We start from the raw sequence: 21,087 nt of genomic DNA on the forward strand, positions 1-21,087 counted from the left end.
GCGGGCGAGGACGACCCCGTCTGGTTCGCCTCCGTGGCCGTCCTGGACGAAGGCGGCTACGAGATCGTCCGCCGCGACACCACCCGCAACGAGCACGAGGTCACCACGGCGACCAGCATCAACGACATCGCCCGCGACCTCACCATCTGGATGGCCGCCCGCAACTTCCCCGGACGGCCAACCCGACAGGTCAGCGAGTTCTAAAAACACGACCTAGGCGGCGGTGATGTGCCACAGCGCCGGGTGGGTGGAGTCCGACATGTACGCGTCGCCATTGGGGGCGAGGGCGACGTCGTTGAGGAAGAAGTCGCTGCGGCCGTTGTCGAAGCCATGCAGCAGGGCGCGGGTGCGGGTGTCGTAGACGAAGACCTTGCCGCTGGCGCCTGCGGCGACGATGAGCCGTCCTGCGCGGTCGGTCTTCATGCCTGCGACCGACACCCGTCCGTCCAGACCCCCAGGCAGGAACACCTTGGTCGCGCCCTGATGGATGTCGCCGCGGTAGATGGTGCCGCCGACGTAGAAGTAAGGAGTGTGCTGCTGGCGGGCGATTCCCTCGGGGTAGGTCTTGTCGCCGGGGATCGTGTAATTGCGCGGCAGCGGTTCTCGGTGGTGGGTGCCGGTGGCGTGGTGCGGGTGGCCTCCGGGTGCGGCCAGGGCCGGGGCGGCGCCGCCCACCACGAGGAGGGCGGCGACCGCTATGGCGGTGACACGGGAACGGGGAGGAGGGCGTGTGACATCACGGATCTCCGTAGCAGATGCGGGAGTTGGCAAAGCGGGTAATCAACAAGCGGGGACGATGAGCTGAGGGCATGCGGGGCCGCGCGAACGCCCCCGGATCCGCGCGGCGCGGACGGTGCACGCCGAGGGTGTTCAGTTACCGGCCGGGAAGAGCGACCGGTTGGCGATGTCGATGATGAACGGGCCGACGTGGGCCGGGTACTTGTCGACGATCGCCTTCTTGTATGCGTCGCCGTCGTCACCGAGCAGTTCGCGGGCGTCAGCCAGATAGCGGCGGACGTCTTCGTAGACCTCCGGACCGGTGGGCAGGCCATGGCCGGCGAGGATCGTGTCGTAACCGGACTCGCAGGCCAGCGCGTCGACGGCCTGCTGCCAGCCGGTGATGTCGTTGTTGCCCAGGTAGAGGTGGACGTCGTTGTAGACGAGGTCCTGCGCGATCAGGACGCCCTGCTGGGGCAGCTTGATGAGCAGCTCATCGGCGGCCTCGCCACCGGAGACGGCCTCGAAGACGAACCGGACGCCGTCGATGTCCTCGGTGCCCGGGACGATGGCCACGGACGGGGTGAAGTCGAAGACGGGGATGACCTTTCCGGTGGGCAGGTTGCTGTCGCCGCGGGCGATGATCTGCTCGCGCACCTGGGCCAGGGCGTGGACGGGGACGCCGAAGCGGGCGGCGCCGTTGTAGTGGTCAGGGTGGGCGTGGGTGACGATGAGCCGGTCGATCGGCTTGCCGAGGCCCTTGGCATAGGCGATGGCCTCGTCGGCGTGGGCGGGCAGCAGCTGGGCGTCGATCGCGACGATCCGCGCCGGGGTCTCGATCAGCTGGGTCGTGGTGTGGAAGGTGTCCGCCGGGGACATGTAGCTGTGGATGCGCACCGCGCCCTTGTCGAGGACCGTGACCGTGCCGTTCATGAGGATGCTCCCTGAGGTTGAGGCGGCTTCGCGCCGCCTTGACGACCTCCACTCTCTCCGTGGAACAGCAGGCAGACGAGATACGCTGAAGACGCGGCATGGTAATTCGAGGACATCCGGAGATCGCGATGCTTCCCGCGGAACTTGGTGACGGTGATCCCTCCGGGGGCGGCGCCATCCTTCGGCTGGACTTCCACCCGCCCGAGGAGCGGGTCCCGGGCTTCGAGATCATCGACCTCGCCACCCTGCACGAGCGACGGCAGCGGCAGGGCCGGCAGCCCGACCTGGTGCACCGGGTGGACTTCCACACCCTCACACTGATCACGGAGGGCACCGGGGAGCACGCCATCGACTTCGTCACCTATCCCTGCCGACCCGGAACCCTGTTGTGGGTCCGGCCGGGCCAGGTCCAGCGTTTCGTCCGTCCCGGCACGGCGAACGGCACTCATCTGCTGTTCACGCCGGCGTTTCCCCCACACGGCAGCAGCGCCGACCGCCTGGTCAACGAGTGGTACGGCTCGGCATGCTGGCAGCTGGGTGCACGTCCCGCGTACGCCGTACTGTCCACGCTGCTGAGCCAGCTACGGGCTGAGTACGAGCGTCCGGAACCGCCCGTCTCGGCGGAGATCCTCCAACTCCTGCTGGCCACCGTGCTGTTGCAGATCGACCGGCTGCCCCACCCGGAGGGCGGCGGAGGCCCGTACGCGGGCGGGGAGGTGTACGCCCGCTTCCGTACCGAGCTGGAACGCTCCTACACCACCACCCGCCGCGCCGCCGACTACGCCCACCGCCTTGGATACACCGTCAAGACCCTCACCCGCGCCTGCACCGCGGCCACCGGGCAGCCCGTGAAACACGTCATCGACGGTCGGGTCGCCCTAGAGGGACAGCGGCTACTGGCCCACACCGACGAACCGGTGGCCACCATCGCCCGCAGACTGGGCTTCCCCGAAGCCACCAACTTCGGCAAGTTCTTCACCCGCCACACGGGGGTGACGCCGGGGGCCTTCAGGCAGACACACCAGGGACAATCATGACGGTGCCATCGCCCAGGGACGGGCAGAAGTGCCGCTTGCGGCAGCGGCGGGCGGAGGAACCGACAGTTGGTCAGTGGCCGTCGGGCAATGCCGATGGTTTTTTGCACCAGGGCTGCGGTGACGGCGCCGGTACGGTCGTCGATGTCGAGTTTGGCGTAGATGCGGAGCAGAGGTGCAGTGTCCGGGCTGTCTGCGAATTCCCGAGCGCACCGCCCAGCACATCGTGGCCGACGTCGAACAGGCCGGCTATCTGAGCCGAAAGCGAGTGGCCGGGGCGCCGGGTACACCGTCGACCCTGCCAAGCCTTTGCGGCATCCAGCCGAGACCGGGGTGACGGTCAGGAAACCGCGAGAGCCAAGCGGTCTTCGTGTGCAAAGCCGCAGACTGTGGACACCGCGCCCACGCAGACGTGAACGCGGCCATCCACATCCGAAACGCGGCAGGGCATGCCGTGTCACCTCGGCGCCAGCCAGTCTGTAAAGCAGGAACCCGTCAGCCGGGCGACCGGCCGAACCCCCTCATAGGGGAATCCCCCTCGTTCAGGAGGGGGAGGACATCAAGACTCATCGTAGAGAAGCACAACGGCTTCTCACCGGGTTCACAGCCATACATCGACGGCGGCCGCAAGGTTGTCCTGGCCGTTGAAGATGTGCCCGTTTATTCCGACGGCCTGGGCCGCGCGGATGTTCTCCTCGCGGTCGTCGACGAAGAGGAAATCGGCGGGGGCCGCGCCCAGGGCGACGACGCAGTGCTGGAAGGCGGCGGGGTCGGGTTTGGCCGCACCGATCTTCCCGGAGAAGGCGACGTGGTCGAGGTCGTGCAGCCAGGGCTGGGCGGCGAGGAAGGCGTCCGCGTGGTCTGCGGGGATGTTGGACAGCAGGGCGACCCGGGTGCGCTTCCGTAGGGTCCGAACGTAGGTGACCATGCGGTCGTCGACGCGGGACCAGCTGTCGATGTCGGTGAGCTGCAGCTCCTCGATCGTGTCGGCGTCGGCGGGGCGGGACAGTGCGTGCAGGACGGCGGTCCAGTACGCGGCCGCGGTGTGCCGGCCGGCGTCATAGGGCGGGCGATGGGTCCAGTAGGCCGTGGTGAAGGCGTCGAGGGAGGTGTGGCAGCGGGCGGCCATCTTCTCCAGGGCGCCCGGGCGTTGGTGGCGGGCTATGACGCCGAAGAGGTCGAAGAGCACGATGCGGCGGCGGTCGGTGGACATGGGGTGCCGTTCCCTTGGGGTTTCGGGGGCGTTCGGGTCAGTGGCGGTGGGGCAGGGCGCGGGCGAGCGAGTCCAGTGCGGCCAGGCGGTCGGGGCCTACCGGGGCGAGAACGACGCTGGTCGCGCCGGCCGCGTGGCGGGCGTAGATCGCCGCGTGAGCCTGGGCGGGGGTGCCGGCGATGCTCAACTCACGGACCCAGTCCGCGGGCATCGTCCGGGCGAAGTACTGGGCGTCGGGGCTGGCGGCGCGGTGGGCGCGCAGTTCCTCGGCAAAGGGCAGGGGGTCGATGTGCGCGGCCCACTGCGGCTCACCGACCGATTCCAGGACCGTGCGGACGCGGGTCAGGGCGGCTTCTTCGTCGTCGTCCACTGCGGCGGCGTCGTACACGACGATTTCCGGAGGGTTCGTGGAGGCGGAGGCGCCCAGGTGACGCAGGGAGGCGGTGATGTAGCCGGGTGCGGCGGGCTCGGCCAGGAGGAGTCCGTCGGCGACCCCGCCCGCGACCGCCTGTGACTTGGGACCGCGGACACCCAGGATCACCGGGGGGACGACGTCGGGGATCTCGGTGAGGACCACGCCTTCGCAGCGGACGTAGCGGCCGTTCTCGGGGCCGGGCTTGCCGGCGATGAGCAGGCGCAGCGCTCTCGCGTACTCCTTGATCAGCGTCAGGGGGCTTTGCGGCCAGGACCCGGCCTGGCGCATCCAGCCGGGCATGCCGTGGCCGATCCCCGCGATGAGCCGGCCGGGGTGGAGCTGGGCGAGGGTGGCCAGTTCCATGGCGGCGAAGCACACGTTGCGGGCGCCGGCGGGCATGATCCCGATCCCGACGGTGAGGTCCGTGGTGGCGGCCAGGGCGGTGGCGGCCTGGGCGACGCCGCCGCGCCAACCGAGGTCCTCCACCACCCAGACCTGGTCGAACCCCAGCTCCTCGGCGCGCCGGACATACGGCAGCACCTCGGCGACGGGGAGATCGAGCGGCAGCATGACACCGACCTGGCCGCGGGCCGGGTGTGCTGGGGACTCGGACATCTGGGGCTCCTTGTGTGGGCTGAGGGCGTACCTTCCGGTCTCGGTGACCGGGGGAGGGGAGCTTGTGCGGCACGGTTGTCAGGGACCGTGCCGCACAAGCGGTCAGTGGTTGCCGGTTGCCATCCCGGCCTCGCGGGTGCGGTCGGCTGCCGTTCCGCCCCCGTGGACGACACTGGATCCGGTGCGCAGGACGCCGGCGCCCACGGCGGTGGTCACGCACAGCAGGGCCAACAGGACGAAGGCGTGGTTGAGGGCGACGAGGTGGGTCAGCCAGCCGATCACGGCAGGACCGGCGAGCATGCCGACGTAGCCGAGTCCGGCGACGCGGGAGACATTGGCCCCGGCGGCGGAGGGGTCGGCGTGTCCGGCCGCGCTGAACAGCTGCGGAACGCAGCCGGACAGCCCCAGGCCGAACAGCGCCCAGCCGGTGAACACGGCCCACATCCACGGGCCCAGGACCACAAGGGTGATGCCGACGGCGGCCATGGCTGCGCCGTTGCGCAGGATCGCCCGGGACCCGAACCGTGCGGCGAAGCGGTCGGCGAGGAGGCGGCCGACGGTCATGGCGGCGGCGAAGGTGCCGTACGCGAAGGCCGCCGCGCCGGCGGACGCACCCATGACGTCCTTCACGTGCAGGGCGCTCCAGTCGTTGGCGGCGCCCTCGCACAGCATGACCATCAGGGCCAGTACGGCCAGCAGCCAGACCCGGCCCGGGCTGGCCTTGTGCTCGACGGCCGGTGACGTCTCGGACTCCTGCGTGGAGCCGGGGCTCTCGGCTGTGGGAGCGGCGGGCAGCAGGGCGCGTGCCGCGGTCAGGGCGACGATGATGCCCACGACTCCCATGGCGGCCATGCCCGCGGCCGGGTTCAGGCGGGCGCTCGCCGCGCCCGCACCGGCGAGCGCGGCGAGGACACCGCCGATGGAGAACGTGGCGTGGAAGCCGGACATGACGGGCCGGCCGTACGCCTTCTCCACGTGCACGGCATGGGCGTTCATGCTCACGTCCAGGCAGCCGTTGCAGAACCCGAAGACCAGCAGCGCGCCGGCCAGGGTCCACGGATCGTGGGCGAGACCGGGCAGGGACAGGGTCGCGCCGCAGAGGACGCCGCCGGCGGGCACCACCACGCGGGTGCCGAGGCGGTCGGTCAAAGGACCCGCCACCTGCATGCCTACGAAGGCCCCGAGCCCGAGCACCACCAGCAGGCCGCCGAGTGTGGCGTGGCTGATGCCGACGCGTTCCTCGATGGCCGGGATGTGCACCACCCAGGTGCCCAGCAAAGTGCCGTACAGGACGAAGTAGACATAGGTCGCCACGCGGGCGGCTTGCAGGGAACGTTCCATACCGAACACCGTAACGAACATTTCTGACGTTCGAAACTCGACTTACGAACATAATTTATGTTTGCTTTTTGGTGGTGTTCAATCACGGTATGAGCAACGCAGACCGGCACGGGCTGATCGCGAAGGCCGTCAGGGACTCTGGGGGCGCCACGGTCCAGGAACTGGCGGAACTGACCGGTGCCTCGGAGATGACCATCCGGCGCGACCTGGACCTCCTTGCCGCGCAGGGCGTGCTGGAGCGCGTCCGTGGCGGGGCGCGCACCCTGTTGCTCCGAGGCGAGGAGCCCCCCTTCGCGCTGCGTGTCCGCGAGGCGGTGGACGCCAAACGGCGAATCGCCGCCGAGATCTCCGCTCTGATCGCCGACGGCGAGAGCGTCCTGCTGGACAGCGGCACCACGTGCCTGGAGGTCGCCCGTCTCCTGCGCGAACGGCCCGTGACGGTGATGCCCTTGTCCCTGCAGGCCATCCATCTGCTCGCGGAGGCACCGGGCCCGGCCACACTGGTCGTGCCCGGCGGACAGCCCCGTGCCGCCGAGGGCGCCCTCACCGGCCCCCTCACCCTCGCCTCCCTGGCCGCCCTGCGCTTCGACACCGCGGTCATCGGCTGCTGCGGGCTGACCGCGGCCGACGGCCTGACCGCCTACGACCTCGACGACGCAGCGGTGAAGAAGGCCGGCATCGCCTCCGCCCGCCGCGTCATCGCCGCCGCCGACGGCAGCAAACTCGGCCATACCGCCTACGCCCACGTCGGCCCCGCCGACCTTCTGCACACCCTCGTCACCGACGCCACCGCACCCGCTGACGAGGTCACAGCGCTGGAGGCCGGCGGCACCGTCGTCGACATCGCCTGAGCGCTCCACCGGCAACAATCCTGGCGGTGCTGGACCAGGTGATACGATTCACTGGCTCATCGGGGTGCGCAGCCAGAGGGGACGGGGCACATCGCATGGTCACGATGAAGGAAGTGGCTGAAGCGGCGGGGGTTTCGCGGGCCGCCGTCTCGTACGCCTTCGCGCAGTCGCCCAAGGTGTCCCCGGCCCAGCGCGAGCACATCCTGGCGACCGCCGCCGAACTCGGTTACATGGGGCCGCATATCGCCGGCAGCAGCCTTCGGTCCGGTCATGTCGGGGCGATCGGTGTGATGGTGATGGGTTCCCTCGCCTACGCCCTGGAGGACCCTTCGACGACTCTGCTCCTGCAGGGCATCGTCGAGGTGGGGGAGCTGTCCCACACCGCCATGACGTTGCTGCCCCTGTCGCTCGACTCACAGGCGTTGACGGCGGGCGGCATCGGGCACCCCGCCTTGCGGGGACTTGTCGACGGACTCCTGGTGCACAGCCTGCCGGATAGACATCCGCTCCTGGAGGCCGTCGTCAGCCGAGGGCTGCCGACGGTGGTCGTGGACGCGCCGGTCATGGAGGGCGTAGGTCTGATCGGGATCGAGGACCGCAGGGCCGCCGAGATTCAGATGTCGCACCTGCTGGAAATCGGGCATCGGCGGATCGGTGTCGTCGCCGACCGGCTGCTGCCGGACGGCCGCAAAGGGCGGGTGAGTACGCGGCGCCTGAGGGCATGTTCGGAGCGAGTGGTCCGGGAACGGCTGCGGGGTTACGAGGACGCCTGCCGCACACACGGCGTCCCCTGGAACAGCGTCAACGTCGTGGAAGCGGGGGCCTTCAACCGCAGTTCCGGCCTGGAGGCGGCTCGGCTCCTGCTGGATCTCGGCCCGGTGACGGCAATCGCGGCGACTTCGGACGTGATGGCCTTGGCGGCGCTGGACGTCCTGGCGGAGCGCGGTCTGGAGTGCCCCGCGGACGTCTCGGTGATCGGCTTCGACGACGCCCCGGCCGCGAGGGCCGCTCAGTTGACCACGATCCGCCAGCCCATGCTGGAGAAGGGCCGGCTCGCGGCACGTCTGCTGTTCGAGCAGCTCGCGGGTGGCAAGCCGGAGCGCGTCATCCTGCCGACCGAACTGGTGGTACGCAAGACGACCGGCGCCGGGCCGGACGCGTGAGGTAAAGCGGCCGGAGGCGTATCGGCAGCCGCGAGACGAGCTGTGGAGCGGCGTGCTACAGGCCGTTGTGGGGGGTGCGGGCGGAGAAGTGCGACGCGCTCCTGCCTGTCAGGGCCTGACGGCTGCGTACGGGTCCCAGGGCAGGTCGACGCCGCCGAACTTGGCCGCGCGGAGGTCGCCGGACCGCGCGTGGCCCTCGAAGCGTTCGAGCCGGGACAGTCGTCCGCATGCCTCGCCGAGCACGGTGCTGCTGGCGGGATCACGGACTTCCTGGTAGGTGAGGGTCTTGAGGAACTTGCCCACCCACAGACCACCGGTGTAGCGGGCGGCGCCGAGGGTCGGCAGGACATGGTTCGTCCCGATGACCTTGTCGCCGTAGGGGACACACGTGCCTTCTCCCAGGAACAGGGCGCCGTAGTTGTGCATCGCCTCGAGTGCCTCGCGCGGGTTCCTCGTCAGGATCTGCACATGTTCGGAGGCGAACTCGTCGGCGAGCCGGTATGCCGCGGCGATGTCGTCCACGACGTACACCTGACCGTGGTCCCGCCACGCGGGACCCGCGATGGCGTTGGTCTGCAGTCCCGGCAGAAGCACCTCGATGTGCCGCAGCACCGCGGCGCCGATGTCCTCGGAGGTGGTGACGAGGACGCACGGAGAATCGGGCCCGTGCTCGGCCTGGCTGAGCAGATCGACGGCCACCGTGAACGGGTCCGCCGATTCGTCCGCCACGATGAGGGTCTCCGTCGGGCCGGCGAACAGGTCGATGCCCACCTCGCCGAAGAGCTGGCGCTTGGCCTCCGCCACGTAGGCGTTGCCCGGACCCGTGAGGATGTGGACCGGGTCAATGGTCTCGGTGCCCAGTGCCAGCGCCGCGATCGCCTGGACGCCGCCGAGCACGTAGATCTCGTCGGCACCGGCGAGGTGCATGGCGGCCACGCTGATGGGCGGCACAGCGCCCTCGTTGGGAGGAGTGGTGGCGGCCACGCGTTCGACACCGGCGACCTTGGCGGTCAGGACGGTCATATGTGCGGACGCGGTCAGCGGATAGCGGCCGCCCGGCACGTAGGCGCCGGACGCCTGGACCGGGACGTGCCGCTGGCCGAGGAACACGCCGGGCAGGGTCTCGATCTCGCACTCGAGCAACGACTCGCGCTGGGCCTGCGCGAACCGGCGGACCTGTTGCTGTGCGAAGCGCAGGTCATCCAACACCGTCTCCGGTATCCCGGCGACAACCTTGCGGACCTCGTCGGGAGCCAGACGGAACGACTCGGGCGTCCAGCCGTCGAAGGTCCGCGAGTAATGCCGTACGGCCTCGTCGCCCTTGGACCGGACATTGCTGATGATCGACGCCACGGCATCGGCGATACCGGGATCGCTGCTCCTTCGCCTCGTCGCCGCTACGGCCGCCTTCAGGGTGTACGCCATGTCTGGGCTCCTTGGATCTCGTGGCAGCCGAAGGCGGAGGTCTCCGACGAGCACCGTCGAAACGATCGGCCCCGGCTTTCACCCCCAGGATGGTGAGGGGCGCCGACACAGGGGAGACACACAGTGTGCAGTGTTTTCACAGGATGGTTCACACTGTGGTCGCTAGAGTGAGGTCCATGACTCTGACCTTCGCCCAGACCTTGTGCCTGGAAGCGTTCAACGGGGCGGACCCGCGCGTCCTGGCGGGCGAGGAGAACCTCGACCGAGAGGTGCGCTGGGTGCACTCCTCGGAGATCCCGGACGTCGCCCGGTTCCTGTCCGGCGGCGAGCTGTTGCTGACCGCGGGCCTGGGTATCGGCTCGACCGAACAGGAACAGCGCGAGTACGTTCGCGCGATCCAGGCCGCCGGAGCCACCGGATTGGTGATCGAGGAGTCCGGTCGCAGGTTCCACCAGGTCCCCGAGGCGGTCGTGGATGAGGCCGCGCGCTGCGGTCTGCCGGTCGTGGCCCTCGGCCGGGAGATTCCGTTCGCGGCGGTGTCGGCACAGGTCCACGAGGTCCTGACCAAGGTCCGTACGCGGTCGCTCGTGGAGGAGCGCAACATCGATTCGGCGTTCACCTCGTTGCTGCTCGCCGGGGGAGACCATCTGTCGATCCTTCGCGAACTGGCCCAGTTGACCTCCGCGTTCGTGGTGCTGGAGAACCTCGCGCACCAGGTGGTGGCCGGAGTCGGCGGCACGACCGAAGAGCTGGAGCACTGGGACCGTCACGCGCACACGGAGCACGCGACCGAGGACGAGTGCCTGATGCGCCCCGTGCTGACCCGCGGGCATCCGTGGGGGTGGATCCACGTCATGGATGCCAAGGGTCCGGGGCAGAAGCACGCGGGATTCGCCGCCGACCGCGCCGCGGCCGCGGTCGCGATTTCCCTGCTGAGCGACCACAGCCGCGAAGCCCGCGAGGGACAGCGCGCCACCGCCCTCATCACCCGGCTCGTCCTCGGCGATCTGACGGGGCCCGAGTTCATCGACCGCGCGGTTCGACTGGGACACCGCATCGGGAGGGGCGACCTGGTCGTGGTGGTCGTGAACAAGGACCTCCGATCACAGCAGAAACCGCCGCGGGCCGCGCAGCCGCCGTCCGACAACGCCATCCAGGCGGACATGGGGGACTACCTCGTACTGATCACGCTCGCATCCTCGTGGAAGCAGGAGAGTTCCGTGGGCCGGAACGAGTGGCAGGCCCAGGGCGGAGGGGTCAGCCGCGAGGTGCCGGCCGCGCTGCTCCCGACGGCGATCACTCAGGCTCGCAGTGCCGCGGGGGTGTCCCGGTCGCTGGGTACGAACCGGCTGGTGCGCTTCGACGACCTCGGAGTCGAGCGCCTGCTCATCACCCTCGCCCAGGGGCCCGAACTCGCCGGCTATGTGCAGGACGAGCTGGGTCCCCTGCTCGCCCACGACGCCAGGGCCGCGACCCCTCTGCTGCCCACGTTGCGCGCCTATCTGAGCGCCGACGGCAACAAGTCGGACGCCGCCCAGGACCTCCATGTCCAAAGGCGCACTCTCTACAACCGGCTGGACCGCATCGCGGCGATCCTGGGCCGGCGCCTGGACGAGGTCTCCGTACGCCAGAGTCTTCTCCTTGCGCTCAAGGGCCTGGATCTGATGGAAGGCGCCCCGTGAGGCACCCACCGGCAGACCAGTGCACGAAGTGAGCAGCCCGGCACTCATTTACCGCTCAATCTGTGCATGCGCAGGGCTCATCGGCAGTGCCTAGCCTCTGGAGGCATCTGCACATGTGCCGCATCGGTTCGCATCGACGTACGGCCTTCCGGCCGCTCAGCGGCCCCGGCGACGGTGCCATCGGCACGGCACGACAACGGAGGAGGCCAGCAGTGCCACTCGTAGACAGTTACGACTACATCGTCGTCGGCGCGGGATCGGCGGGATGCGCGCTCGCCGCCCGCCTGTCCGAGGACCCCGGCGTCAGCGTGGCCCTGATAGAGGCCGGCCCGCAGGCACAGGGGCGGCTCTTCGAGATTCCGGCGCTGTTCTCGCAGCAGCTGAAGACCGCCTACGACTGGGACTTCGAGAGCGAACCCGAGCCGCAGCTCGGCGGGCGCCGCGCCTACCTTCCGCGCGGGCGGGCCGTCGGCGGCACGAGCTCCATGAACACGATGCTCTACGTGCGCGGCCACCGCTACGACTACGACACATGGGAGCGGCTCGGCAACAAGGGCTGGGGCTACAGCGACGTCCTGCCCTACTTCAAGAAGTCCGAGGACAACCAGCGCGGCGCGGACGAGTTCCACGGCGTCGGCGGCCCCCTGACCGTCAGCGACCCGGTCTCCGTCCATCCGCTGCTCACGGCCTGGGTCGAGGCGGCCGAGAAGGCGGGCCACACCGCCAACCCGGACTTCAACGGGGCCAGTCAGGACGGCGTCGGGTACTACCAGGTCACCCAGCGCGGGGGACTGCGATGCAGCAGCGCCGTGGCGTTCCTGGCGCCCGCCGCCGAGCGAGGGAACCTGACCGTCCTGCCCTCCACGCTCGCCCTGCGCCTGCGGTTCGACGGCGCGCGTGCGACCGGGCTCGACGTGGACCACCTCGGTTCGGTCCGGACGCTGCACGTCAACCGCGAGATCGTGCTGTCCCTGGGCGCGTACAACTCCCCGCACCTGCTGCTCCAGTCCGGGGTGGGTCCCGCGGACGAGCTCACCGCCCACGGCATCGCCCCTGTGCACGACCTTCCAGACGTCGGACGCAACATGCAGGACCACGCCGGATGCTTCCTCAGCTTCGTCAGCAGCGTCCCACCCGTCCTCGGACCGGACACGAGTGCGGAGGAGGAACGGCTGCGCACCCAGGGCAGCAGCCCGATGGCCTGGACCGAGGTCGGCGGGTTCTTCCGGTCCGGCGACAACCTGCCGGCGCCCGACATCCAGGTCCACGCCGCGCTGGGCATCGTCCGCGACCAGGGGCTCGCCGCCCCGCTCGAACCCGGGGTGTCGTTCGGTCCCTACGTCGCCCGGCCCGCGAGCCGCGGAAGCGTGACGCTGCGGCACTCCCACCCGTACGCGAAGCCGCGCATCTGCCACAACTACCTCGACGACGCCGACGACCGCGCGCGACTGCGGGAGGGCCTGCGGATCTGTCTGCGCATCGCCCGCGAGTCGCGGCTGACCAGCATGCTGGACGGGGATCTGCGCACCTCCGCCGCGGCGGGACTCGCTCCGGTGTCGGACCGCGATAAGGACCTCGACGACTACATCCGCACGCAGTCCTTCTCCTTCTACCACCCGTCCGGCACCTGCATGATGGGCAAGGTCGTCGACAACGAACTGCGTGTCTTCGGCCTCGACAACGTCCGGGTGGCCGACACCTCGATCATGCCCACGCTGGTCACCGGCAACACGAACGCCCCTGCCATCATGATCGGTGAGCGGGCCGCGGCCCTGATCAGGGGAATCCCGGCTTCCTGAGCCCCGCAGAAACCCCGAATTCACCCATTGACTGACCAAACCCTGGTGATACGATTCACTAATCATTGGTGAATCGAATCACTATGGAATCCCTTTCCAGGAGGAAGCCAATGACCAAGGTCCTCTATCTGTACGGCGGTTGGCCCGGACACCAGCCCTACGGCGTGGCCGAGTGGGCGAGGGGGCTGTTCGACGAGCTCGGCTTCGACGTCGAGGAGACGCAGGACATCTTCCGCCTGGACGCTGACCTGACCGGTTACGACCTGATCGTTCTCGGCTGGAACAACGCCCTGACCACCGAGGACCTCAGTGACGCGCAGGAGCAGCGCCTGCTCGACGCGGTGGAAGCGGGCACCGGATTCGCCGCCTGGCACGGCGCGGGAGCCGCGTTCCGCGCCAGTCTGAAGTACCACTTCCTGCTGGGCGGGGACTTCATCGAGCACCCGGCCGGAGAAGGGTTCCCCTACCCGTACACGGTCTCCATCACCGACCGGGGCCACTGCGTGACCGCCGGCGTGAGCGACTTCAAGGTGGCCTCCGAGCAGTACTACATGCACGTCGACCCCAACAACCACGTGCTCGCGGAGACGGTGTTCACCGGTGAGCACCTGCCCTGGCTGGAGGGGCACCGCAGCCCCGTGGCCTGGGTGCGCCGCTGGGGGGCGGGCCGTGTCTTCTACCACTCGGTCGGACACTCGCCCGAGGACTTGGCCGACCCGAACGTGCGTCTGCTGACCAGGCAGGGCCTTAAGTACGCGGCGCGCGCCGCAAAGTCCTCACCCACTCGCTAAGGAAGATCGGAAAATGCCGAAGCTCACCGGCGGCCAAGTCGTCGCACAACTCCTCAAGCAGTACGGGGTCGACTACGTGGCGGGCATCCCCGGCCACGGAATCTGGTCCTTCACCGACGCCTTCCTGGAGGAGGGCTCGCAGATCCCGTTCATCCAGGTGTTCCACGAGCAGAGCGCGGTGCATCTGGCCGACGGCTACTACCGGGTCTCCGGCAAGCCGATGGCTGCCACCACCTCGATCGGCGCCGGCGCGGCCAACACGGTGCTCGGCCTGGCGACGGCGTACAGCGACTCGACCAGCGTGCTGGTGATCACCGGCGGGCCTCCCACGCACATGCGCGGCCACGGCCTGCTGCAGGAACTCGAGCGCTACACCGACAACGACTTCCCCAAGGTCGCCGAGGCCGTGTCCAAGCGGCACTGGGTGGCCACCCGGGTCGAGGAGCTGCCATTCATCATGCACCGCGCGTTCAGCGCGATGCTGACCGGCCGTCCCGGTCCCGCCCACATCGAGATCCCCATGGACGTGCAGGCGGAAGCCGCCGAGGTCGAGCTGCATGACCTGGTGCAGCGGCTTCCGGTGGGCAAGCCGCAGCCCGACCCGGAGGCTGTGGACCGGGCGGCACGGGTCCTGCACGGCGCCAGTCGGCCCGTCATCGTGGTCGGCGGCGGAGCCGTCACCTCCGAGGCGGCCGGTGAAGTGCTCCGCCTCGCCGAGAAGTGGCAGATCCCGGTCGTGACCACGTGGAACGGCAAGGGCGCCTTCCCCGAGGACCACGCACTGTTCGCGGGAAGCGTGGGCCAGACCGGCACACCCGTCGGCAACGCGATCGCCTCCCGGGCGGACGTGGTGGTGTCGATCGGCTGCCGCTTCACCGACTGGTCCTCCTCCAGCTACGCCCAGGGCGTCACGTTCTCCATCCCGTCGGCGAAGCTCGTCCAGATCGACATCGACCCGCACGAGATCGGCAAGAACTACCCCGCCGAGGTCGGCATCGTCGCTGACGCCAAGCCGACCGTCGAGGCGATCGCAGACTCCCTGCCGGACTCCTCGCCCGCCCGCGACACCTACCTGGCCGAGCTGGCCGGGCTCAAGGACGAGTGGGAGCGGCAGCTCGCCGGCCGCCGCGACTCCGACCGGTTCCCCTTCACCTCTCAGCGACCGCTGGGCGCACTGCGCAATGTCATGGAGCGGGACGGGATCATCGTCGCGGGCTCGGGCAACACCCAGGGTGCGGTCAAGCAGACCTTCCCGGTCTACTCTCCGCGCACGCACCTGACTTCGGGAGGCTTCTCCTCCATGGGGTGGGCCGTGCCCGCCGCTATGGGCGCCAAGCTGGCCGCCCCGGAGCGCCAGGTCGCCTGCGTGCTCGGCGACGGCGACTTCCTGATGACTGCCCAGGAGATCGGCATCTGTGTCACCCACGACATCCCTGTGGTCTTCGTCGTGCAGAACAACGCCGGGTTCATGTCCATCCGCGGCGGGCAGCGCAAGCAGACCAGCCGGCACATCGGCACGGAGTTCAACCGCCCGGACGGCACACCCTACAGCCCCGACTTCCGCGCCGTGGGGGCCGCGTTCGGCCTGGAGTCCTACCGGGTCGACGATCCGGCCGACCTGGAGAGCACCTACCGCAAGGCCTTCACCGCCAACGCGCCGGTGCTGATCGAGGTCCCGACCGACCGCGATGCCGCCGGCCCGTGGGTCCCGGGCTGGTGGGACTTCCCGGTGCCCGCCTACATCACCGACGACCGCCAGGACGAGTACTGGGCCACGCGCGCCAAGGAGCAGCACCTGTAAGGCGCGCCCCGTTCCGGCAGGGGCCACCGGCACCTCCCCGACCGGCGGCCCCTGCCGGGCCTTCCCCACCGAGCTTCCAAGGGCAGACATGAAGAATCAGCAGCCCCGAGTCGACGCCTACTCTCCGCTGCGCGAGGGCGCGGTCGTCGATCCCGGCGACAAGGACACACTGACCGCCGATGTCGTCATCATCGGTTCCGGCATGGGAGGCTCAACACTCGCCTGGGCCCTCAGGAACCAGGGCCTCGACGTGCTGGTCCTCGAACGCGGCCGATTCCTTCCCCGCGAGGCACAGAATTCGGTCGTGGCGGAGATGTTCGTCAAGGGCCGCTACAAGACCGCGGAACCCTGGTACGACGGGGCCACCGGCAAGCCGTTCCAGCCGGGCGTCTACTACTGGGTCGGCGGCAACACGAAATTCTACGGCGCATGTCTGCCCCGGTTTCGTGTCTCCGACTTCGAGGAGGTCCAGCACTACGACGGCGTCTCGCCCGCCTGGCCCTTCAGCTACCAGGACCTGGAACCGCACTACGCCGAAGCCGAACGGCTCTACCAGGTCCACGGCGCCCCCGGCGAGGATCCCACCGAGCCGCCGCGTTCGACCCCCTACCCGGCCCCGGCGCTTCCGCACGAACCGGCGGTCGAACGCTTCGCCCGGTCCCTGCGCGCACAGGGACTCCATCCCTTCCACATGCCCAACGGCATGAATCTGCGCACCCAGGCCGAGCGGGAGGCCGCGACCGCCGCGGACGGCACCCCTTCTCCTACGGACGTCAAGAGCGAGGCCGAGAACCGGGCCCTGCGCCCGGCACTGGCGTCGAACAGCGTCCGGCTGCTGACCGAGGCCAAGGTCACCCGGCTGATCGCCGCGGACGACGGCACCACGGTCGTGGCAGCCGAGGTCGAGCACCACGGCCGGACCCTGCGCGTCGAAGCCGCACAGTTCGCGGTGTCCTGTGGCGCTGTCAACACCGCCGCACTGCTGCTGCGCTCCACCAGCGACAAGCACCCCCAGGGCCTGGGCAACTCATCGGGTTTGCTGGGCCGCAACTACATGGTGCACAACAGCACCTTCTTCATGGGGGTCAGCCCCTTCCGCAGGAACCGAACGGGCTGGCAGAAGACCCTGGGCCTCAACGACTGGTACCTGCCCGGCCCGGAGAACGAGTTCCCGCTGGGCAACCTGCAGATGCTCGGCAAGCTGCAGATGGCGCACGTGCAGGGAAGCCGTCCCTGGGCGCCCGCGTGGGCGCTCAAAGCGGTCACCGACCGCAGTCTCGACATCTACCTCACCACCGAGGATCTGCCCAGCCGCGACAACCGGGTACGTGTGGACGGCGAGAAGATCATCGTCGACTGGACACCCAACAACACAGTGCCCCACGAGGAACTGGTCCGTCGGGTCACCAGGGCGGTCCGTCGGGCCGGGTATCCCGTCATCCTCACCGAGCGAATGGGGATCGCCACCAACTCACACATGTGCGGCACCGCTGTGGCCGGCACGGACCCGGCCACCAGCGTCCTCGACCCGGAATGCCGCTCGCACGAAGTGGACAACCTCTGGGTCGTCGACGGCTCGTTCTTCCCTTCGTCCGCCGCCCTGAACCCCGCACTCACCATCGCCGCGAACGCGCTGCGAGTCGCGCCGAGGATCGTCGCCGCGCAGCACTGAGCCGGTCACCGGCACACGAAATACAGCGCACTGAAATTTGATCAGCAATGAACGTCGCGTAACTTCGAAATTTCGGATCGCTGAAAGCTATTGACAGCATCAACTCTGGTGATACGGTTCACCAAACCTCGGTGAACCGTATCACCATCAGGGTACGCAAGAACAAACTTGCACGGGCGACGACACCCCATCCGCTTCGGAAACCGGACGCTTCGCAAACCGGATCATCGACAGCGCACCGCCCATCACATTCGGGGCCACCCCCCTGCATCCCACAACTCTCTTTGGCAGCGCCGCCCCTCTGAACAGGCGGGGCGTCTGACCTCCCGGCGCCTCACCTCTGGGGAGCATGATGTCTGGAAGGACTTTGGGGAAGACGATGCCCAACAAAACCAATGACGCCGCGCTCGACGCGCGGAACGTCAGCGACGACGAATACCTCAAGGAACTCGGCTACAAGCCGGAGCTGAGCCGCAAGCTTGGGGTCTTCTCGAACTTCGCTCTGCAATTCGGCATGATCGCTCCTATCGGCGGTATCGTGTTCACCTTCGCCGTGGGCCTCTCGGCCGCCGGCCCCGCGATGATGTGGCCCTGGGTGATCGCCGGAGCCCTCCAGATACTCATCGCCTTCTGTGTGGCCGAAGCCTGCTCCGCCTATCCCGTGGCGGGGGCCGCCTACAACATCGTCTCCAGACTCGGAGGAGGTTTCCTCGGCTGGCAGACCGGCTGGTGGATCGAACTGGCGCACATTTTCTCGCTCGCCTCCTCCTGTATCGCCATCGCGCCCGTCATTCTGGCGTGGTGGGGCATCTCGGTCGGACACTGGGGGCTGGTCGGTGTCACAGCCGTCCTGATCCTCATCTCCACTCTGCTCAACGTCGGCTCCGTCAAGCTCAGCAGCCGATTCGTCAACGTCGGCGTCATCGCCACACTGGCCGCCTGCGTCCTGGTCTCCGTGGTGGTCATGGGCGCCCTGGGCTTCGGCGACCACCACGTCAACGGCGTCGACTACCTCTTCACCACCCAGGGCACGGTCAAGGGCTCGATCATCCTGCCCCTGCTGTACTCGTCCCTGCTCCCGTGCATCGTCCTCAACGGCTTCGACGTCAGCGGCAACGCCGGCGAGGAGACCAAGGACGCCTCACGGGCCATTCCGAAGGCCATGGTGATAGCCAACCTCAGCTCATACGCCTTCGGTACGGTCGTCATCCTGCTCCTGCTGCTCGCCATGGGAAGCGTCACCAACACGCTCGCCGACGTCCAGCCGGTCACCTACATCCTCAACCCCGTTCTCGGGCACACGCTCGCCAAGATCTTCGAAGTGCTCGCCGTCTACGGACTGTTCGTCAGCGCTGTGGTGCTCCAGATGGCTGGCGCCCGAGTCCTGTGGGCCCAGGCACGTGACCGCGAACTGGTCCTCAACGCCCGCTTCGGAAAACTCAACAAGGAGAACGTCCCGTCGTTCGCGGTCTGGGTCACATCGGTGGTGGCCGTCCTGTCCACCATCTGGAGCTCCCTGTACGTGGTACTGATCGCCATGACGGTGGTGCTGTGGGTCGCCGGTTACGGCGTGCTGTTGACAGTGATGTGGATCGGCAAGCTGCGGGGCACCGTCCCGACTGCGGCCTTCCGGGTCCGAGGCTGGCGCGTCGTCTACCCGGTCGGGATCGTGTGGTCCGTCCTGCTCGCCGTCGTACTCATTTACCAGAACCCCAAGCAGGTCGGCCTCGGCCTCCTCATCGCCGCGATCGCCGGTCTGGTGCTCTACCGCTGCAACCCGGCCCGCGAGAACACCGCTACGGGCACCGGCGACGGCGAGGACATGCCCGATCAGGTCAGGGGCCCCGACGACGAGACAGACGTCAGTGCCGCCCCCTCGGCCGACAACCGTGGTACACGAGCGGCCGAGGCGTGAGCTTGGTCATCAGCCTCGCTGCAGTCGCTACGACATCACCGGCCACGCACGGGCGAGCGTGTGGCTGCGTAGGTCACAAGCGGGAACGGTTGTTGGCGGATTCGGGGAACGACCGCTGGGGTGTGGCTCGGGAAATGTTGCTGAGAAGTAGGAACGCTGGGCTGCTGGTGTCGCGCAATCCGATGGCCGGACGCCCTGGGACTGCCAGGGTTTGTCCATGAGGGATGATCCCCTCATGGACAGAGTTGTTGATCTCGACGAGGCGGCTGCCGTGCTGATGGAGCGAGTCGCGCGCTGGAGGTCAGCCGGCCTTTCGGTTGGAGAGATGACCTGGAGGGATTGGGAGGCTGAGTGGCCGCGGCCGTTGGAGACCGACAGGGCTCGGGTGCATGATCCCGATTCGCTTGGTTTGGTCATCTCCGGTTCGGCAGAGGCTGAGCTGTCGGTAGTCCTGTTTCGTGGTGGCTGGGCCGACGTGGACTTCTTCGACGGCCTCGATGATGCCGGTTCCCTCCCTGCCTCGGACATCGAATCGGCCGCGGACTTCGCAGCCAGGATGGATCAGTGGATCGTGCGAGTCTTCGGCGACCTTGGCAGCGTTCGGTGAGGGCTGGTCCGTCGCAGTTCAGCTGATCGGCTGTTGCTCGGCGCGAGCGCAAGCTCTGCTCCACCTGCTCGGGCGTCAGCGGGGTATGAGACGGGATCAGGTGCGGCATCACGCTCTCCTCACAATGGCCGCCGCGCGACTCGCGACGTCGTTCCCGCATGGTCGGCGTCCTGGCCTGTGGACAGAGGACAGAGAACTCTCCCTCCAACTCGAACCGGACGAAAAGGGGCTGCAAGCACCAAACCCGGCCCCTTGTCCAGCGTGATCGGCCCGACCACGAAACCGACCACGACCCCTTGTCCACCTCTGCTACCGCCCCGACCACCGCCGCGTTTCTCCTTGACCACGACCGCTACCGGCCGCCGTCAGACCGCGGACAAGGGGGTCCCCTGCACGCTGCTCCCTCGTGTCACCGCCCACCAGGGCGGCCCGAAGCGAAGGAGCCACCGCGATGACCACGCACCGAACCCCGGCAGGCGCCCGGCGCGGCCGCCCCGACCACAGGACCGACCGCCAGGGGGCAAGCCGTCCCGGCCTCCTGTGGTGCGCACTCGGGAGGCCACTGAGGAACCCACTTTGGTGCCCGGCACCGAGCCGGACGGGGAAAGCCCAGGTCCCGCCCAGATTCGGGCGCGCGCCGCGTTGTCACAACCCTCCGTACCTCGACCGCGACGGCCGCCTGGACCAACTGGCCCGCCCTCACTGACCACAAGCACCTTCCACGCCGGCAGCACGGTCCGTACGATGCCCGAATGACAGCCCGCCGCGCTCTTGGCGCAGGCCCTCAGGCCGCGCGCAGTATCCGCGCCGCCCAGGCCGACCTGCTCGACGACATCCCCGGAATCCGTCTGCCCGACCTGAACGAACTGCGGGGCCGCGGCGTGCTCGGTGCCCACCCGGCGCCAGCCCCTGCTCCACGGCGGATGCTCGGTGCCGGCGCTCGCGCCGAAGACAAGCCGTCACACCTTCCGGCCTGACGCGCTCATCGTGGTCGTGGCCTACATCGAGGTATGAATCAAGCCCCCAGCCGGCTCCGAGACCGTGAACGACGTCCGGCCGGCCCCCACCGCGAGTAGTTCCACGCGTGGCCGGATCGGGAACCCTCGCGCAGGC

The 21,087-nt window shown here is 68.8% G+C and carries 17 protein-coding genes and 1 pseudogene; 12 read left to right on the forward strand and 6 right to left on the reverse strand.

The genetic code is table 11. From position 1 onward, the window contains the following. Positions 1 to 6: 6 nt before the first annotated feature. Positions 7 to 204: pseudogene (locus ACZ3ZD_RS28355) on the forward strand (hypothetical protein); the annotation flags it as partial. Positions 205 to 213: 9 nt separating this feature from the next. Here the strand turns inward: ACZ3ZD_RS28355 and ACZ3ZD_RS28360 are convergent. Both ACZ3ZD_RS28360 and ACZ3ZD_RS28365 read right to left on the reverse strand, forming a co-directional pair. Continuing rightward, positions 214 to 675 (reverse strand): hypothetical protein, encoded by a 462-nt coding sequence (locus ACZ3ZD_RS28360; protein ID WP_467403033.1) that lies wholly within the window; start codon positions 673 to 675, stop codon positions 214 to 216. Positions 676 to 870: 195 nt separating this feature from the next. Further along, complete coding sequence (locus tag ACZ3ZD_RS28365; RefSeq protein ID WP_467403036.1) at positions 871 to 1,650, reverse strand: MBL fold metallo-hydrolase; 780 nt, start codon at positions 1,648 to 1,650, stop codon at positions 871 to 873. Positions 1,651 to 1,778: 128 nt separating this feature from the next. Between ACZ3ZD_RS28365 and ACZ3ZD_RS28370 the strand changes: the two genes are divergently transcribed. Continuing rightward, entirely contained in the window at positions 1,779 to 2,687 is a 909-nt protein-coding gene (locus ACZ3ZD_RS28370; protein WP_467403038.1) for an AraC family transcriptional regulator, read from the forward strand. 598 nt (positions 2,688 to 3,285) lie between these two features. On the opposite strand, the gene ACZ3ZD_RS28375 is transcribed toward ACZ3ZD_RS28370, so the two are convergent. From ACZ3ZD_RS28375 to ACZ3ZD_RS28385, 3 genes are all read right to left on the reverse strand, one after another. After that, on the reverse strand, positions 3,286 to 3,897 hold the full coding sequence (locus tag ACZ3ZD_RS28375; RefSeq protein WP_467403040.1) for an HAD family hydrolase: 612 nt from the start codon (positions 3,895 to 3,897) through the stop codon (positions 3,286 to 3,288). Between the two features lie 37 nt (positions 3,898 to 3,934). Further along, positions 3,935 to 4,927: an LLM class flavin-dependent oxidoreductase gene (locus ACZ3ZD_RS28380; RefSeq protein WP_467403042.1), complete on the reverse strand. Its 993-nt coding sequence runs from the start codon at positions 4,925 to 4,927 to the stop codon at positions 3,935 to 3,937. Positions 4,928 to 5,029: 102 nt separating this feature from the next. Continuing rightward, positions 5,030 to 6,268, reverse strand: a complete 1,239-nt coding sequence (locus tag ACZ3ZD_RS28385) for an MFS transporter (RefSeq protein ID WP_467403044.1) — start codon at positions 6,266 to 6,268, stop codon at positions 5,030 to 5,032. Between the two features lie 89 nt (positions 6,269 to 6,357). Here ACZ3ZD_RS28385 and ACZ3ZD_RS28390 point away from each other — a divergent pair, with 89 nt between their 5' ends. Then, entirely contained in the window at positions 6,358 to 7,119 is a 762-nt protein-coding gene (locus ACZ3ZD_RS28390; protein WP_467403046.1) for a DeoR/GlpR family DNA-binding transcription regulator, read from the forward strand. A gap of 26 nt (positions 7,120 to 7,145) precedes the next feature. Next, positions 7,146 to 8,282 carry a LacI family DNA-binding transcriptional regulator gene (locus tag ACZ3ZD_RS28395; protein ID WP_467403048.1) on the forward strand — a complete coding sequence of 379 codons (1,137 nt, stop codon included), beginning with the start codon at positions 7,146 to 7,148 and terminating at the stop codon, positions 8,280 to 8,282. A gap of 108 nt (positions 8,283 to 8,390) precedes the next feature. On the opposite strand, the gene hisD is transcribed toward ACZ3ZD_RS28395, so the two are convergent. Next, positions 8,391 to 9,707, reverse strand: a complete 1,317-nt coding sequence (gene hisD, locus ACZ3ZD_RS28400) for a histidinol dehydrogenase (protein ID WP_467403050.1) — start codon at positions 9,705 to 9,707, stop codon at positions 8,391 to 8,393. A gap of 176 nt (positions 9,708 to 9,883) precedes the next feature. Here hisD and ACZ3ZD_RS28405 point away from each other — a divergent pair, with 176 nt between their 5' ends. From ACZ3ZD_RS28405 to ACZ3ZD_RS28440, 8 genes are all read left to right on the forward strand, one after another. Then, positions 9,884 to 11,389 (forward strand): PucR family transcriptional regulator, encoded by a 1,506-nt coding sequence (locus tag ACZ3ZD_RS28405; protein ID WP_467403053.1) that lies wholly within the window; start codon positions 9,884 to 9,886, stop codon positions 11,387 to 11,389. 212 nt (positions 11,390 to 11,601) lie between these two features. Beyond that, positions 11,602 to 13,188 (forward strand): GMC family oxidoreductase, encoded by a 1,587-nt coding sequence (locus ACZ3ZD_RS28410; RefSeq protein WP_467403055.1) that lies wholly within the window; start codon positions 11,602 to 11,604, stop codon positions 13,186 to 13,188. 110 nt (positions 13,189 to 13,298) lie between these two features. After that, positions 13,299 to 13,979: a ThuA domain-containing protein gene (locus tag ACZ3ZD_RS28415; RefSeq protein WP_467403058.1), complete on the forward strand. Its 681-nt coding sequence runs from the start codon at positions 13,299 to 13,301 to the stop codon at positions 13,977 to 13,979. A gap of 13 nt (positions 13,980 to 13,992) precedes the next feature. Continuing rightward, entirely contained in the window at positions 13,993 to 15,780 is a 1,788-nt protein-coding gene (locus tag ACZ3ZD_RS28420) for a thiamine pyrophosphate-binding protein (protein ID WP_467403060.1), read from the forward strand. 88 nt (positions 15,781 to 15,868) lie between these two features. Further along, entirely contained in the window at positions 15,869 to 17,452 is a 1,584-nt protein-coding gene (locus tag ACZ3ZD_RS28425) for an FAD-dependent oxidoreductase (RefSeq protein WP_467403062.1), read from the forward strand. A gap of 379 nt (positions 17,453 to 17,831) precedes the next feature. Further along, positions 17,832 to 19,367 carry an APC family permease gene (locus tag ACZ3ZD_RS28430; protein WP_467403065.1) on the forward strand — a complete coding sequence of 512 codons (1,536 nt, stop codon included), beginning with the start codon at positions 17,832 to 17,834 and terminating at the stop codon, positions 19,365 to 19,367. Positions 19,368 to 19,584: 217 nt separating this feature from the next. Then, positions 19,585 to 19,974, forward strand: a complete 390-nt coding sequence (locus ACZ3ZD_RS28435) for a hypothetical protein (protein WP_467403068.1) — start codon at positions 19,585 to 19,587, stop codon at positions 19,972 to 19,974. A gap of 752 nt (positions 19,975 to 20,726) precedes the next feature. Beyond that, positions 20,727 to 20,951: a hypothetical protein gene (locus ACZ3ZD_RS28440; protein WP_467403160.1), complete on the forward strand. Its 225-nt coding sequence runs from the start codon at positions 20,727 to 20,729 to the stop codon at positions 20,949 to 20,951. Positions 20,952 to 21,087: the final 136 nt, after the last annotated feature.

This window comes from Streptomyces sp. NPDC023481 (assembly GCF_055560195.1).